Consider the following 14,010-nt stretch of genomic DNA (forward strand, 5'->3'; position numbering starts at 1 on the left):
CGCACGGCGGCCTCGCCCCCGCCGTGCGCGCCGAACTCCGGGCCGCCGACGAGGAGATACGGCCTTGTAGTCCGCTCCCGAACGACCCGCGCAGCGACGAGGTGCTCATCACGGACTGCGCCGCCGACCTCACTTCCTTCCGCGTGCGCAACGCGCCGGCACGGACGGTCGCCGTCAACGCCCCTCCACAGAGCCGCTGCCCGCACCCGACGCCGTACGACGGCCGCCCAACTCCCTCCACGCGGCCTCCGCCCCGCGAGCGACGACGAAAGTCCGCTCGCCCTGGTCTCCACCCCCCGCGCTGTGCCCGGCCGCGTCGCGGCCACCGAAGTGAAGTCCCTTCTCCTGCGGCTCGCCGGCCTCGCACGAGACGGCAGCCGTCACGCATCCGCAGCACCGCGACAACGAAAGTGAGAACCCCTGTGACCGCGTTCAACGACGAAGCCGTCACCAGCGACGCCCTGCGCCGCACCCTCGGCGTCAGCCGCCGCCGTTTCCTCACCACCTGCACGGCCGTCACCGGCGCGGCGATCGCTGCCCCGGTCTTCGGCGCCTCACCCGCCCTGGCACAGGAGAGATCCGCAGCCACCGACCATGACCGGGGCCGTTCCGCTCTGGTCCCGCCGCACAAGCGCGGCATTATCCTCTACACCGTCCGGGACGCGGTCGGCCGCGACCCGCTCGCCTCCGACCTGCCTTCCGGTTTCCGCGAGGTCTTCAAGCAGCTGTCGCGCTTCGGCTACCGCCAGGTCGAGTTCGCCGGTTACGGCCAGCACGCCAACGCGCTGGGCGGCGCCGATCTGGGCACCGTCCAGGGCGCGAAGCTGCTGCGCTCCTGGCTCGACGAGTACGGGCTGCGGGCCCAGGGCAGCCACGGCTTCATCCCGCCGTCCTGGCCCCTGACGCCGTCCGACCTGGACACCTTCAAGCGCTGGCTGGAGATATCCAACATCCTCGGCATGGAGCACATGGGCACCGGCGCCGACCCCACCAACACCCCCTACCGGGCCGACTGGGACGTCGCCGCGCAGAAGTGGAACACCCTGGGCGCCGTCGCCCGCCGCGAGGGCATCAAGCTCTACACCCACAACCACGACGCGGCCTACGACTTCCTGCTCGACGGCGGCCCGCTCGACGCCCAGGGCCGGCCGACCCGCAGCTCCGGTATCCGCAAGCTGGAGTACTTCCTGAAGACGACGGACCGCAAGAGCGTCTACCTGGAGCTGGACGTCTTCTGGGCGCACGTGGCGCAGTACAAGTTCCACACGTACACCGCCCACGACGGCTCGCAGCGCAAGGACTTCTTCGACCCGGCGGCCCTCGTCGTCTGCAACACCAACCGCTTCCCGCTCTTCCACGCCAAGGACGGCGTCGTCAACCTGCAGAGCGGCCTGGGCTACGACATGGTGCCGTTCGGTACGGGCGACATCGACTACCGGAAGTTCTTCACCCGGGTCGGTGCGAAGAACTACCACAACCCGATGGTCGAGCAGGACAACGCACCGAGCGCCGCCGTTCCCGGCCAGTCCCTGGAGTTCGCCCGCATCGGCTACGACAACCTCGCGGCCTTGCGCGCCCGCCACTGACGGAGCATCACCCGCCGTGCCCGCCCGGCACCTTGGCGCCGGGCGGGTCCCCGGCCATGCCCGAAAAGACCGAAAGACCCAGGACGGGCTTTCCTCGAAAAGGTTGAAACTTTGTCCTTGACGAGTTGAAAGAGTGCGTCCTAGCGTCCAACTCACGCATTTCGCCTGGCACTTCACCCGCTGGCCAGACCAAAGGAGTTCTGAGTGCGTAACAGACGGATCGTCACCCTCGTGGGGGCGGCAGCGCTGGCCGGAGCCATCGGGCTCACGCCGCTCTCCCCAGCCCAAGCCGCCAAACCGAACCCCGCACCGCCGGCTGCGTCGGACTTCCAGAAGGTCACCCTCAACGACCGCCCGGGCGAGCCCATGGCCCTGGCCGTCCTGCCCGACCGCCGAGTGCTGCACACCGCGCGCACCGGAGAGGTCCGCATCCACGACCCCAAGAGCGGCGTGAACTTCCTCGCCGCCGACCTGAAGAAGAGCCCCGCCGGGCTCTATCAGCACGACGAGGAAGGCGTGCAGGGCATCGCCATCGACCCCGCCTTCGCCAAGAACCACTGGGTCTACCTCTACTACTCGCCCCGCCTGAACACCCCCATCGACGACCCGGCCACCCCGGGCGTCAACGAAGGCGACGCCCCGCAGTTCGGCACCGCCGCGGACTTCGCCAAGTACAAGGGCGTGACCCGGCTGTCGCGGTTCAAGCTCGAGGGCAACAAGCTCGACTACGCCACCGAGCAGAAGATCCTCGACGTACCGGCCGACCGCGGCATCTGCTGCCACGTCGGCGGCAAGATCGACTTCGATGGCAAGGGCAACCTGTTCCTGTCCACCGGAGACGACTCCAACCCGTTCTCCTCCGACGGCTACGCCCCGATCGACGACCGCGCCGACCGCAACCCGGCCTACGACGCACGGCGCACCGCGGGCAACACCAACGACCTGCGCGGCAAGGTCCTGCGCATCAAGGCCAAGCCCAACGGCGGCTACGCCATACCGAAGGGCAACCTCTTCGCGCCGGGCACCGCGAAGACCCGCCCCGAGATCTACGCCATGGGCCTGCGCAACCCCTTCCGCTTCGGAGTGGACGACAAGACCGGCGAGGTCTACGTCGGCGACTACTCGCCCGACGCCAACACCGCCAACCCGGGCCGCGGTCCCGCCGGCCAGGGACGCTGGATGGTCATCGACCGCCCCGCCAACTACGGCTGGCCGTTCTGTGTGACCCCGGACATGCCCTACCAGGACTACGACTTCGCCACTCAGACCTCCAGCGGCGCGTTCAACTGCGCCAAGCCGGTCAACGACTCGCGCCACAACACCGGCCGCAGCGAGCTGCCCCCGGTCGAGGACTCCGAGATCGTCTACGGCTACGGGGCCTCCGCGGAGTTCCCCGAACTCGGCACGGGCGGCATCGGCCCCATGGGCGGCCCGGTGTACGGCTACGACAAGCACAACAAGGCCCAGAACCGCTGGCCCCAGTACTTCGACGGCAAGCCGCTCTTCTACGAGTGGACCCGCGACCAGATGAAGGCCATCACCCTCGGCAAGAAGAACGAGGTCCTGAAGATCGAGGACGCCATCCCCTCGATCACCACAGACGGCCCGATCGACGCCGAGTTCGGACCCGACGGCGCGCTGTACGTCCTGGAGTACGGCACCGGCTACTTCGCGGAACTGCCCGAAGCCCAGCTCTCCCGCATCGACTTCACCAGGGGCAACCGCACCCCGGAGCCCAAGGTCGCCGCGGACGTCGTCAACGGCACCAGCCCGCTGACGGTCCAGTTCTCCAGCGCCGGCACCAAGGACGCCGACGGTGACGCCCTGCGCTACGCCTGGGACTTCGACGCCGACGGCACCGTGGACTCCCGGGAGGCGAACCCGAAGCACACCTTCACCGACAACGCCGTCTACGACGCCACGCTGAAGGTCACCGACAGCACCGGGCGTTCGGCCTCCGCCTCCGTCTCCGTCGTGGTCGGCAACAAGGCGCCCACCGTCTCACTCACCACCGACCCGGCCCCCCACGGCGGCACGCCGTTCCACTGGGGCGACACGGTCACCTGGCAGGTCACCGTCACCGACGATCAGCCGGTGGACTGTGCCAAGGTCAGCGTCTCGTTCATCCTCGGCCACGACTCGCACGGCCACCCGCTCTCCACGAGTAACGGCTGCTCCGGATCGTTCGTGACCTTCGTGGACGGCGGCCACTCCGGCTCGGACAACCTCAAGGCAGTCTTCAACGCCACTTACACGGACACGCCCCCGGACGGCCTGCCGTCCCTCTCGGGCAGCGCCGAGGTCGCACTGACACCGGCCGACTGATCCAACCCGACGACACGCAGCGGGGCGCCACGTGGGGCCCCGCTGCCGCGGTACCAACGCGGTGCGGCATGCCGGCGGGGCGACCGGGTTCCGGCTTGAGGCCGGGCCGGGATCGGTGAGCGTGGCAGTTCATGACGCCAGCACCGTCTCTCCGCGCATGCTTCCCCTGGATGTCACCAGTCCGGGCGGCTTCGGCCGGCGTCTGGTGCGGGGGAGCTGTCGGTGGACGTGCGGGTCGAGGTCCATGCGGCGGGCAAGACGGTGACCGCAGTCGTGCCGTGCCCTGGAAACAGGAACCCGGCACCCGAGCCCGAACCGGAACCGTGAGCCCACGACCCACGCTGAACCTGCCCGGCTTCCCGGAGGGACGTATCGCAGGTGGCCGGAGATCGCTACGTGGTGGTGTGGCGCTTGGCCTCGGCAGTGATGATCTTCAGTGCTTCGGTGATGCGGTCGTGGTGGGTGCGGTGGGAGACCACGCAGACGCGCAGGGTGTAGCGGTCGTCGACCACCGTGCTGGAGAGCACGATGCGTTGGTGGCCGTTGATCCGCTCCAGCAGGCGGCGGCTTGCCTCGTCGGCCCGCTCGGCGGCGGCTTGGCTGTCGTTGGCGGGGCGGACGCGGAAGATCACGGTGGACAGGTCCGGGCGCTGCAGGACCTCCAGTTCCGCGACGCCGGACAGTGTGTCGTGGACGTGTTCGGCCAGGTCGAGCTTCTCGTCCAGAGCTTCGCGGAAGGCGTCCACGCCGTGCAGGTGCAGGGGGAGCCAGGCCCGCAGACCGCGGATCTCGTGGGTCAGCTCGGGCCCGAGCCGGCCGGAGTCCGGGACGCTTGCCGACGAAGCCATGTCCTGGAGGTACCTGCCGGTGCCGTCGTGCGCGGCATGCAGGGCGGCGAGGTCGCGGACGACCAGGGCGCCGGTGCCGAACGGCATGAACAGCGTCTTGTGCGGGTCCAGGGTGACCGAGTCGGCTTCCTCCATGCCGGTGAGGCGCTCTGAGCCGCGTGCGGTGAGCCGGAAGAAGCCTCCGTAGGCCGCGTCGATGTGGAACCACACGTCCTCGCGGCGGGACAGGCCGGCCAGCTGGGGCAGCGGGTCGATGGTGCCGGTGTCGGTGGTGCCGGCGGTGGCCACCAGCAGGAACGGTCGCAGCCCGGCGTCCCGGTCGGCACGGATCATCGCGGCGGCGGCCTGGGGGTCCATCCGCAGGTCCGGGGTGTGCGGCACGGTCCGTATGTGAGTGGCGCGGATGCCGGCGAGGCGGGCTGCCTTGGCGACGGAGTGGTGGGCGAAGGCGGTGGTGTAGACGGTGCCGCCGGCGAGATCCTCGCCGAGCCGGTGGTGGCGGGCGGCGACCGTCGCGGAGAAGGTGGCCATCGAGCCGCCGCTGGTCAGCAGGCCGCCGCTGCCCTCCGGGAGGCCGCACACCTCGCGGGCCATCCAGCGGATCACGCTCTCTTCCAGCGCGGCGAGGGCCGGGGCGACCGAGGCCAGGCCGCCGTAGCGGTTGACGGCACGGTTGTAGAACTCGGCGAGCGCGGCCGTGTACAGGCCGCTGCCCGGGATGTAGGCCAGGTGACCCGGCCCGGCGGTCTCCAGAGCGCAGTCGGCGGCCTCGTCCAGGCGCGCGAGCAGAGCCGTCAGATCACCGCCCCGGGCGGGCGGCGGCGCCAGGAAGGACTCCGCGAGCTCGGCCTCGGCCCGCGGGGACAGGGAGCTGGTCGCGGGGCGGGTCGGGAGCTTGTCGGTGCGGTCGATGACACGGTCCAGGACGAGACGGCCCATTTCGGTCATCGTGGCGCGGTCGGGTTCCAGGGGGAAACGGTGCATGAGGCAGTCCGATGGGAGTGAGAGGGGGTACGAAAGTGGCAGCGGGACCGGTTTCGCGGCCGCAGCGCGTGACCAGAATGCGCCGCCGAGTCCGGCACACGATGGCGTAGTGAGTGCCCGTACGGCGCCACGGTGCAGGATTGTTCGCCGATACGGCGGATACGCTGCATTTCATGCCGCGACCCCTGTACGACCGCATCGACCGGGCGATCCTGGACCACCTTCAGCGCCACGGCCGCACCCCCAACGTCGACCTCGCCGACGCCGTACGCCTGTCACCCTCGTCCTGCCTGCGCCGCACCAAGGCGCTGGAGGAGGACGGCGTCCTGGCCGGCTACCGGGCCGATCTGGACCGCGAACGCCTCGGCCTCGGGCTGACGGTGTTCCTCTCCCTCAAGGTCGAGCACTCCCGCACCACCTCTCAGGTGGTCGAAGACGCCCTCAAAGCGATCGAGCATGTGGTCGCCTGCCATGTGGTCTCCGGCGACGCCGACTTCTTCGTCGAACTCGCCGTACCGGACCTGCGCACCTTCGAAAAGGTGCTCACCGACCAGATCCTCGCCATCGGCCCTATCCGCGACGCCCGCAGCACCTTCTGCATCCGCACCGTCATCGACCGCGGCCCGCTACCCCTCAACTCCTGGCCCGCCCCGCGTGCATGACCGGAGACACGCCTTCACCTGCTTGGGAGATACACCGCGAGTCCCCGGCCCGAAGGTGAAGCAGCAAGCTGAGTGCCGCAGTCGCCAACTGAAGCACTCAATGGCCAAGCCAGTTGCTGACGTCGACCGCGAGGACCAAGCGCCCGTCAGCGGCCCGCGGCATCGGAAGCCCGGCGAGCACCTGCCGCAGCCGGGGCACGTCCACGCTCCCGCGGTTCAACGCCTCGTGCATCGCGCCGTGCCCGCGCCGAGGGGCCTTGGTCGCCGCAGCGCTGAGCACCTGTTCTGATCCCCGGGACGGACCACGGCCGTTGTGGGACGTTGGCCGATGGCCTGGACGGGGAGAGTCGGCCCGCCGCCAGCCCTGAGCCGAGGCCAGTTCGTACGGGGAGTGTGGGTACGCGAGAGGGGCAGGCGCGGATTATGCAACCCTTCTCACGCGCCGGTCCCCAGCGTGCCCCCTCCGGTGCAGGTGCTTCGCGGCGGATGGCAGCGGCCCTCATGGATCTCAGCGCTCACGCCTGGACGATGATGCCGATTCCGCGACGGCCGAGGTGATGGAGCTGTGGCGTAAGGAGGCCCAGCAGCTCAGGAAAGCCATTGAAAGCCGTCCAACCATCGACCTGGCTCGCGGCGTCCGATGGCGGTCTTGTCCCGCAGTCCCGAGGACGCCTGGGAGATCCTGGTGACGGTCTCGCAGCACAGCAACTCCAAACTGCGCGATGTGGCCGAAGAGGCGGTTGCCACGACGCCCCGTCAGGAGCCGCTGCCCGAGGAGTTCCAACAGTGTTTGGCAGCTGCGTCAGCTGTCCGGCGGCGGGGTTGAACGTACCGGTGTCCGGGCAACCGGCGCCCCGTCACCGCGCAGAGCACGACCAGGATCTCACCGCGAGGCCCGGGCGTTGGGACAGCTCCGGCAGATCAACGTTTCGTTGATCACTCGGAAGCCTGATGTCGTTGTGAGGTCGGACGTGTGAGCTCGGCTGCGGCAAGTTGGCCGGTCGGCCTTGCCCGCCGTGGACCTCCGAGCAGGGTCGTTTCTCCGGTACGACTGATCCACTCACACGGGTGACCTGCCGGGCGGCGCCCCATGGCACGGCAGGCGGCCGCTATCAACAGCAGATGATCAAGTCTGCTCTACGGGGCCACGTGGCCGCCGCCCCGCCGACCCACGCCGCGGAGACCGTGCCGCTCGCCATCGCCGTCGACCGCCTGACCCCGGGCACCGAATCGCGGGAGGTCTACCGCGCACATCCTTCAAGCACTGGAACGCCAGCCCCAACCCCACCGACGGCTGTAGCACCCGTGCGGAGGAGCTGATTTCAGAGGCCGTCGAGGCGCCGGACGTCGGCCCCGGCTGCAGGCTGACGGGCGGCTGCTGGTGGTAACTCCGCTCAATCGCGCCTTGACCATGGCGCTCTCGCGACTCTCGTAGGTTCTCGATGCGTGGTCGATGAGGTGAGGGGCGAATGCCACACCCTGACATCTGTCAGGGACGTGACGTCCCTGGTGCGGTCTACAGTTCGAGGCGCTGGCTCGGGAGACCTCTTGGGCGCTACGGCGGCTGGAGCAGGAGCGACGTGAACGCTCCGGTCGGGTAACAGCACGGGCGCCGGCCTTCGCCCGCTTGCAGCCACGGCACAACAATTCGTCAGTACCGGAACCCGAAACATTGTCTGAAGTAGTGAAAGAGACCTGTCGGGCAATCGATCAACCGTGGAAGCTCATGCCCTTCGCCCCGGAAAGGGGCCGGCACGTGACCGCTCCAAGCGGCACCGGATCCCGGTAAACACAGGAGGAGACAGTGATCAAAGTAACGTTCGGCCTGTTCGCGGCATGGTGGCTGGGCTCGCGGTAGCACCGCTCACCAGCGCCGACCAGACCCAGACCCAGACCGTCGCCTGCTGCGGCAAGCCGCCCGGCCAGACGTAAGCCGGGCGGCGCGAGTGCCGCCTTGCACCTCGCGTGCCGACAGCTGCCCGCAGGCAGGCACCTTTCCACCAGCCGAAGTCGCCTCCTTCCGTCGACTCGCACAAGTGAGGAACCCTTCCATGCAGAGAACCGCAAGCAAGCTCCGCCTCGCCGCGGCCGCGTTCAGCGCTGTACTCCTCGCGGGCACGGCGCTCTCCGGAAGCGCCCACGCCGCGCCCGAGGGGAAAGCCGGGGTCAAGGCCTGCGGCTACTACGAGACGCAGACAGACTCGTACTACGGACACTGCGGCAGCACCTGGGTCAAGATCCAGGTCGACATCGACTGGTGGCCGACCGACATCAAGAGGTGCGTCCCGCCGGGCGAGACCCATCTCGGCACGACCGACGAGATCGACAACGCATGGGCCATCGCGGGCACCTGCGGCTAGCCCCGCCGGGTCCCGTCTCGTCACCTGTGCCGGGAAGCGCCGCGACCGGGTGTTTTGAGCAGGTAGTTCTGGCCCCACTCGGGCAACGTCATTTGGCCCCAGGGCGGGGTGGGTCGGGGACGGCTGTTCCAGGTTCTTTTGGCCCCACCTGGCCGTCGGACCGTCCGTAGCTTTCAGTGAAAAATCAACGCTAGGCAGTTGATCCAGACGGCGTGGGCCGCCTGGGTACGGAAAAGGCCCCGCCCTTCGGTAGCCGAGGAGCGGGGCCTTCTGTCTTGCTACTTGTCGGAGGGCTCGTCGTCCCCCGGGAGTTGCCCACCTCGGCAGCACGAATCCGGGAGGCAACGGCGCTGCCCCGGCTCGAGGCCGCGTCAGCGGCAGGCCGGAGAGGGCACGGAGGGTGGCGGTGCAGAGACTCGGCCGTTCAGCGGCTCCGGTCGACGCGGTCGACGAAGTCGCCGACCGCGGTGGCGAAGGCGGCGGGCGCCTCCTGCGCGACGAAATGCCCGACGTCCGGGATTGTGACCGCGGTGACGTCGTCGGCGACCTGGCGCATCGTCCGCTCGGTGAAGGGGGCGTTGATGCCGTCGACGGCGAGCACGGGAACGGTCAGCGGCCGCGACTCGGCCAGTGCCCGCATCCGGTCGCCGCCGGTCAGGGAGGAACGGTAGAGCCCCTCGGTGCCGCGCCAGCCGCCCGGCCGCGCGTAGGTGCGGGCGAACTCGTCGAGGTCGGCCTCGGTGACCCCGCCCGGCACCATTGTCATCACCGAGACGGCCCAGTCGAGCATCACTCGCTCGCGGCCGGCCAGGAACAGCTCCGGAATTCCCGGGGCGGCCAGGAATCCCACGTGCCAGGAGCCGCCGTTCCTCACGTCGGCCAGCATCTCCCAGCCGTACCCCGGAAGGGTGGTCTCGACGCCGGTGAAGCTGAGGACGTCGCCGGGGTGCGTGGCCGCGAACGCGAAGACCGGCCCGCCGCTGATGTCCTGGCAGGTCACGTGCACGGGCCCGACGCCGAGGTGGGCGACCAGCCGGTGCAGGTCCTCCGCCATGGTGGCCAAGTCGTGGTCGCCGTCGGCGATGCCGGAGTCGCCGAAGCCGCGCAGGTCGACGGCGAACACCCGGTGGGTGGCGGCGAGCAGCGGGATGACGTCGCGGAAGGCCCACCAGGACTCCGGCCACCCGTGCACCAGCAGGATCGGGGAGCCGGTGTCGCCCGCCGAGACGTAGTGCAACGTGGTGCCGTTGACCTCGGCGGTGTGGTGCGTGACGCCCGCCACGGCGGGCGCGGCGGTTACGAAAGAGCTGGTCATGCGATGACTCCCAAGATAGACAACCAGGTTGACTCCAGTGTTGGTCAACCTGGTTGTCCAGGTCAAGGGAAGATCTAGACTGTGGTCATGTCCTCACGATCCGGCGCCGATCTCGCCCTGCTGCTCCTGGGCAGCTATCGCAATCTGGTGGACGAAGTGGTCCGGGAGCTGGCGACCCGGGGATACCCCGACGCCCGGCCGTCGCACGAGTACGCGATCCGGGCCATCCGAGCCGGCGCCGACAGCGCCTCGGACTTGGCCCGCAGACTCGCCATCACCAAGCAGGCCGCGGCGAAGACGATCGCCGCGCTCGTCGAACGCGGGTACGTCACCACCGAGACCGACCCCGCCGACAGCCGCCGCAAGAACATCCGGATCACCGATCACGGGATCGGGCTGATCACCGAGGGCACGGCGATCTTCGACGAGGTGCGGGCCCGCTGGGAAGTGCGCCTGGGCGCCGCCGAACTCGCCGAGCTGGAAACGCAGCTCGCCCAATTCGTCGGCGACTCGCCCATCAACCTCGACGCTCCGGGCTGGGCGGCGGGACAGGAACTGCGCTAGCTAGGAGACCGTCTTGAGCAGGTTCTTCTCCAGGATCACCGGCAGGGATAGGGTGCGGTAGCCGACCGAGGCGAACAGGACGGTGAGCCGGCCGTCCTCCTCGCTGAGCACCTCGCCGTCGCCCCACTGGGGGTGGTGGACGCTGGTACCGGGCGGGAACGGGTGGTCGTGGCGTACGGGTGAGGCGGCGCGGAGGCGGGCCCGGCCGGGGACCGCGTCGACTCTCCCGCCGGTGGGTCGCTGCTCGCACCGGTCGCAGTTGCCGCAGGGCGAGTTGAGGCGTTCGCCGAAGTAGCCGAGAAGGAAACGCCGTCGGCAGCCGGTGGTCTCGGCCAGGCCGCGCATCATGTCGACCCGGGAGCGTTCCATGCTCTCGTGGGCGAGGGCCGACTCGACTGCCCTGGCGGCGACTTGCTCCGCGTCGGCCCCGGGCACGGGGACCACCTTGCCGCGTTCGGTGGTGACGCCTCCGGCGCTCTCCAGGAGGTTGAGGATCGCGGTCAGCCGGGCGGCGGACAGCCCGGTCTCCTCCTGAAGTTCCGCCGGTGTCACGGGAGTCGCGCGGTCCCGTACGCGTCGGGAGACATCGGCGATGGTGTCCGGGTCGGGGCGGCCGGTGGAGAAGAACCGCTGCAGGGCCAGGTCCTCGACGCGGTAGTGCAGGACGGCCCGGGACTCCTCGCCGTCGCGGCCCGCCCGGCCTATCTCCTGGTAGTAGGCGTCGAGGGAACCGGGCACCGAGGCGTGCAGCACGAACCGTACGTCGGGCTTGTCGATGCCCATGCCGAAGGCCGACGTGGCCACCACCACGTCCAACTCGCCGCCGAGGAAGCGGTCATGGACCGCGCTGCGCTCGGCCGACCGGCTGCCCGCGTGGTACGCGGCGGCGCTCAGGCCGAGTTCGCCCAGCTCGGCGGCGTACGCTTCGGCGTCCTTGCGGGTGGCGACGTAGACGATGCCCGGCTTGGGCTCGGCCGCCGCCCGCTCGACCACGGCACGCCGCTTGGCCGCGTCGTCGAGGAAACGGGTGACCTCCAGGCGGATGTTGGGCCGGTCGAACCCGGCCACCACCTCGCGGACCTTGCGCATACCGAGCTGCTCGACGATGTCGGCGCGCACGGGGGCGGCGGCGCTGGCGGTGAGGGCGAGGATCGGCGGGCGCCCGACGCGCTCGGCGGCCTGCCGGAGCCTGAGGTAGTCGGGCCGGAACTCGTGGCCCCAGGAGGACACGCAGTGCGCCTCGTCCACGACGAAGAGGGACGGTCCGAGCGTGGCGAGCCGCTCCAGCACGTCCTGCTTGGCGAGTTGCTCCGGGGCGAGGAAGAGGAACCGGGCGGTTCCGTCGCCCACGCTCTCCCACGCCTGCTCGTTCTTCGCCCTGGACATCGACGAGTTGACGGCGACGGCCGGCTGTCCGCCGTTGCGCAGGAGCCCGGCGATCTGGTCCCGCTGGAGGGCGATCAGCGGCGACACGACGACCGTCGGCCCACCGAGCAGCGTGCCCGGCACCTGGTACACCGCCGACTTGCCCGAGCCGGTCGGCATCACCACCATGGCATCCCGCCCCCGCATGACCGCCTTCATCGCGGTGAGCTGCCCGGGACGCAACACGTCCCATCCGAAGGCCTCCCGCGCGGCTCTGCGGAGACGACGGGCGACGAACAGGCTGATCGGCAAAGGGACTCCTGGAGAAGGGTGCACGCGTCCGACGGAACCGGGTGGGCAGTGGTGGGTCTAGTGCCCGCGTCGTCGCGAAGCAGTCCGCTGGCCGGCGGTCAGTCGGCGGGGAGGAGCCACGCGTTGACGGGTTCTTCGACCCGCACCGTGATGTGTCCGGCGCCGAAGGCCTTCTTCAGGATGGGCTCGGCGACGGCGGGGTCGTCGACGCCCACGACCACGGACGTCACGTCCAGCCCGACCATGCGCAGTTGGAAGGTACCGTCCCAGCGGGACATGTCCGCGCTGATCCGGCGTTGCAGAGCGACCAGTTCGGCGTGGTTGACGTCGGTGTCGTGCAGCCTGACCGTGACGCCCTTCTCGGCGGCCCCGCAGAGCGCGGCGTCGAAGGCGGCGGAGGGCATGCGGTAGATGTCGGCCGCCCGGGAGGCGACGGACATGCCGGTGTAGACGGCGAAGTAGCGGGCGTCGGAGGCCATCCGGTCGGCGTGGGCGACGGTCCGCTCCAGCGGAGAGTCCTCGGTGGCCTCGGGGAGGCTGCCAAGGGGCTGGGTGCCGGTGCAGGTGGTGGCGGGGGCCGGGGCGTGGGTGGGGTCCGGCTCGGCGACGGTGGTGGGCTCGGCGGGGCCAAGGGCCGAATCACCCGAATCGGCAGGCTTGACGGTCTTGGCAGGCTCGGTGGTGGACCCGGCGGCCACGGTCGGGACCGTCTCCGCGCCGGCGCTCGACCCTCCGAGCGTTCCCAGCGCCAGGGCGACGGCCGTCACGGCGGCACCCGTGGTCGCCCTGCTCCGTATGCTCGTACGGTTCCTCATGCCCCTATGGCGTGGGCGACCCCCCATCCGTTTCACCCGTCGTCCGGGATGGACGGGTTTCCCCGGTTCGCCACCGGGGTGCGTCAGCGCCGCCCGCCGAACTCCCAGCCGTGGACCTCGATCTCGGCATACCCGTCCGGCGCCGGCACGGCGCGTGCCGTGTCCGGGTCCGGCGCCCGGAGCAGGGCCACCGTGCCCAGCCAGGTGACGCCGTCGTCGGACAACAGCGGCCCGTACGCGATCAGTCGCTCCCGGTCCTGCGGCACGGTGAGCTCGGCGGCCGGATCCGGACCGAGGCCCAGCACCAGATACCGGTCGCCGCCGGTCCGGCCGCCGGGGAACTCCCACATGGTGCGCCCCAGCAGGTTGCGCCACCGGCGCAGCAGCACTGTCCGCGCACGCCGCTGCGCCGGTTCCTCGACCGCGAGCTGTCAGCCGGCGCTCTCTCCGCAAGAGCGTCCGCGCTCGGTACCAGGGCGAGCACATGGTCCTGCCCGGCCTCGGCGTCGGCGCCGAAGCCGGCACCGTGGGCACGGCGATCGACTACGGCTGCGTCTCGCGTTCACCGCGGCCGAGCCCGTCGACCCCGTCGCGAGCGCAGGCATCCTGCTCACTGGCACCCACGCCTCCGACGCGTTCGGGTGCATGCATGCAGTGGGCCAGGAACTCGTCGCACGGCTGCACGAGACGGTCCTGCGCCTCCAGCTCGACAACCGCGGGCTGCCGATGGACCGTGCCCACGACGAAGAGGAGGACCTGGCCCGGCTGCTGCTCGCCGCTGCCCGCGCGACCCGTGGTGCTGGTCGCCCGAGTTCGGCTTTCACCGCTCGCGCACCCCGAACTGGCTGTGACGTTGTTCAGCGGCCCCGGCATG

Annotated in this window: 11 protein-coding genes and 2 pseudogenes; 6 read left to right on the plus strand and 7 right to left on the minus strand. The window is 70.2% G+C overall.

Annotation, left to right across the window (positions count from 1 at the left end; all coding sequences use genetic code 11):
* The first annotated feature begins 422 nt into the window (after nt 1-422).
* Nucleotides 423-1,586, plus strand: a complete 1,164-nt coding sequence (locus tag JEQ17_RS47755) for a sugar phosphate isomerase/epimerase family protein (protein ID WP_200401178.1) — start codon at nt 423-425, stop codon at nt 1,584-1,586.
* Between the two features lie 204 nt (nt 1,587-1,790).
* On the plus strand, nt 1,791-3,911 hold the full coding sequence (locus tag JEQ17_RS47760; protein ID WP_200401179.1) for a PQQ-dependent sugar dehydrogenase: 2,121 nt from the start codon (nt 1,791-1,793) through the stop codon (nt 3,909-3,911).
* 392 nt (nt 3,912-4,303) lie between these two features.
* On the opposite strand, the gene JEQ17_RS47765 is transcribed toward JEQ17_RS47760, so the two are convergent.
* On the minus strand, nt 4,304-5,743 hold the full coding sequence (locus JEQ17_RS47765) for a pyridoxal phosphate-dependent decarboxylase family protein (protein WP_200401180.1): 1,440 nt from the start codon (nt 5,741-5,743) through the stop codon (nt 4,304-4,306).
* Between the two features lie 173 nt (nt 5,744-5,916).
* Between JEQ17_RS47765 and JEQ17_RS47770 the strand changes: the two genes are divergently transcribed.
* Complete coding sequence (locus JEQ17_RS47770; protein ID WP_200401181.1) at nt 5,917-6,405, plus strand: Lrp/AsnC family transcriptional regulator; 489 nt, start codon at nt 5,917-5,919, stop codon at nt 6,403-6,405.
* A gap of 106 nt (nt 6,406-6,511) precedes the next feature.
* On the opposite strand, the pseudogene JEQ17_RS47775 reads toward JEQ17_RS47770, so the two are convergent.
* Nucleotides 6,512-6,709 (minus strand): annotated as a pseudogene (locus JEQ17_RS47775) (transposase); the annotation flags it as partial.
* A gap of 345 nt (nt 6,710-7,054) precedes the next feature.
* Between JEQ17_RS47775 and JEQ17_RS47780 the strand changes: the two are divergent.
* Both JEQ17_RS47780 and JEQ17_RS47785 read left to right on the plus strand, forming a co-directional pair.
* Nucleotides 7,055-7,231 (plus strand): ANTAR domain-containing protein, encoded by a 177-nt coding sequence (locus JEQ17_RS47780; RefSeq protein ID WP_200401182.1) that lies wholly within the window; start codon nt 7,055-7,057, stop codon nt 7,229-7,231.
* Between the two features lie 1,225 nt (nt 7,232-8,456).
* Nucleotides 8,457-8,765: a DUF6355 family natural product biosynthesis protein gene (locus JEQ17_RS47785; protein WP_200401183.1), complete on the plus strand. Its 309-nt coding sequence runs from the start codon at nt 8,457-8,459 to the stop codon at nt 8,763-8,765.
* Between the two features lie 424 nt (nt 8,766-9,189).
* On the opposite strand, the gene JEQ17_RS47790 is transcribed toward JEQ17_RS47785, so the two are convergent.
* Nucleotides 9,190-10,080, minus strand: coding sequence for an alpha/beta fold hydrolase (locus tag JEQ17_RS47790; RefSeq protein ID WP_200401184.1), 891 nt, complete (start codon nt 10,078-10,080; stop codon nt 9,190-9,192).
* A gap of 87 nt (nt 10,081-10,167) precedes the next feature.
* Between JEQ17_RS47790 and JEQ17_RS47795 the strand changes: the two genes are divergently transcribed.
* Entirely contained in the window at nt 10,168-10,644 is a 477-nt protein-coding gene (locus tag JEQ17_RS47795; RefSeq protein WP_189845467.1) for a MarR family winged helix-turn-helix transcriptional regulator, read from the plus strand.
* Here JEQ17_RS47795 and JEQ17_RS47800 read toward each other — a convergent pair whose 3' ends face one another.
* From JEQ17_RS47800 to JEQ17_RS47815, 4 genes and pseudogenes are all read right to left on the minus strand, one after another.
* Nucleotides 10,645-12,315, minus strand: coding sequence for a RecQ family ATP-dependent DNA helicase (locus tag JEQ17_RS47800; RefSeq protein WP_407700180.1), 1,671 nt, complete (start codon nt 12,313-12,315; stop codon nt 10,645-10,647).
* Between the two features lie 104 nt (nt 12,316-12,419).
* Nucleotides 12,420-13,136, minus strand: a complete 717-nt coding sequence (locus JEQ17_RS47805; RefSeq protein ID WP_200401185.1) for a hypothetical protein — start codon at nt 13,134-13,136, stop codon at nt 12,420-12,422.
* 83 nt (nt 13,137-13,219) lie between these two features.
* Nucleotides 13,220-13,531 (minus strand): annotated as a pseudogene (locus tag JEQ17_RS47810) (YciI family protein); the annotation flags it as partial.
* 148 nt (nt 13,532-13,679) lie between these two features.
* Entirely contained in the window at nt 13,680-14,009 is a 330-nt protein-coding gene (locus tag JEQ17_RS47815) for a hypothetical protein (RefSeq protein ID WP_200401186.1), read from the minus strand.
* Between the last annotated feature and the right edge of the window lies 1 nt (nt 14,010).

The sequence above is a fragment of the Streptomyces liliifuscus genome (assembly GCF_016598615.1).
Lineage (GTDB): Bacteria > Actinomycetota > Actinomycetes > Streptomycetales > Streptomycetaceae > Streptomyces > Streptomyces liliifuscus.

Bases quoted from the DNA above. Each gene is read 5' to 3' on its own strand.
- JEQ17_RS47765 (WP_200401180.1), bottom strand. From the start codon at position 5,743: ATGCACCGTTTCCCCCTGGAACCCGACCGCGCCACGATGACCGAAATG.
- JEQ17_RS47770 (WP_200401181.1), top strand. From the start codon at position 5,917: ATGCCGCGACCCCTGTACGACCGCATCGACCGGGCGATCCTGGACCAC.
- JEQ17_RS47785 (WP_200401183.1), top strand. From the start codon at position 8,457: ATGCAGAGAACCGCAAGCAAGCTCCGCCTCGCCGCGGCCGCGTTCAGC.
- JEQ17_RS47790 (WP_200401184.1), bottom strand. From the start codon at position 10,080: ATGACCAGCTCTTTCGTAACCGCCGCGCCCGCCGTGGCGGGCGTCACG.
- JEQ17_RS47795 (WP_189845467.1), top strand. From the start codon at position 10,168: ATGTCCTCACGATCCGGCGCCGATCTCGCCCTGCTGCTCCTGGGCAGC.
- JEQ17_RS47805 (WP_200401185.1), bottom strand. From the start codon at position 13,136: ATGAGGAACCGTACGAGCATACGGAGCAGGGCGACCACGGGTGCCGCC.
- JEQ17_RS47815 (WP_200401186.1), bottom strand. From the start codon at position 14,009: ATGCCGGGGCCGCTGAACAACGTCACAGCCAGTTCGGGGTGCGCGAGC.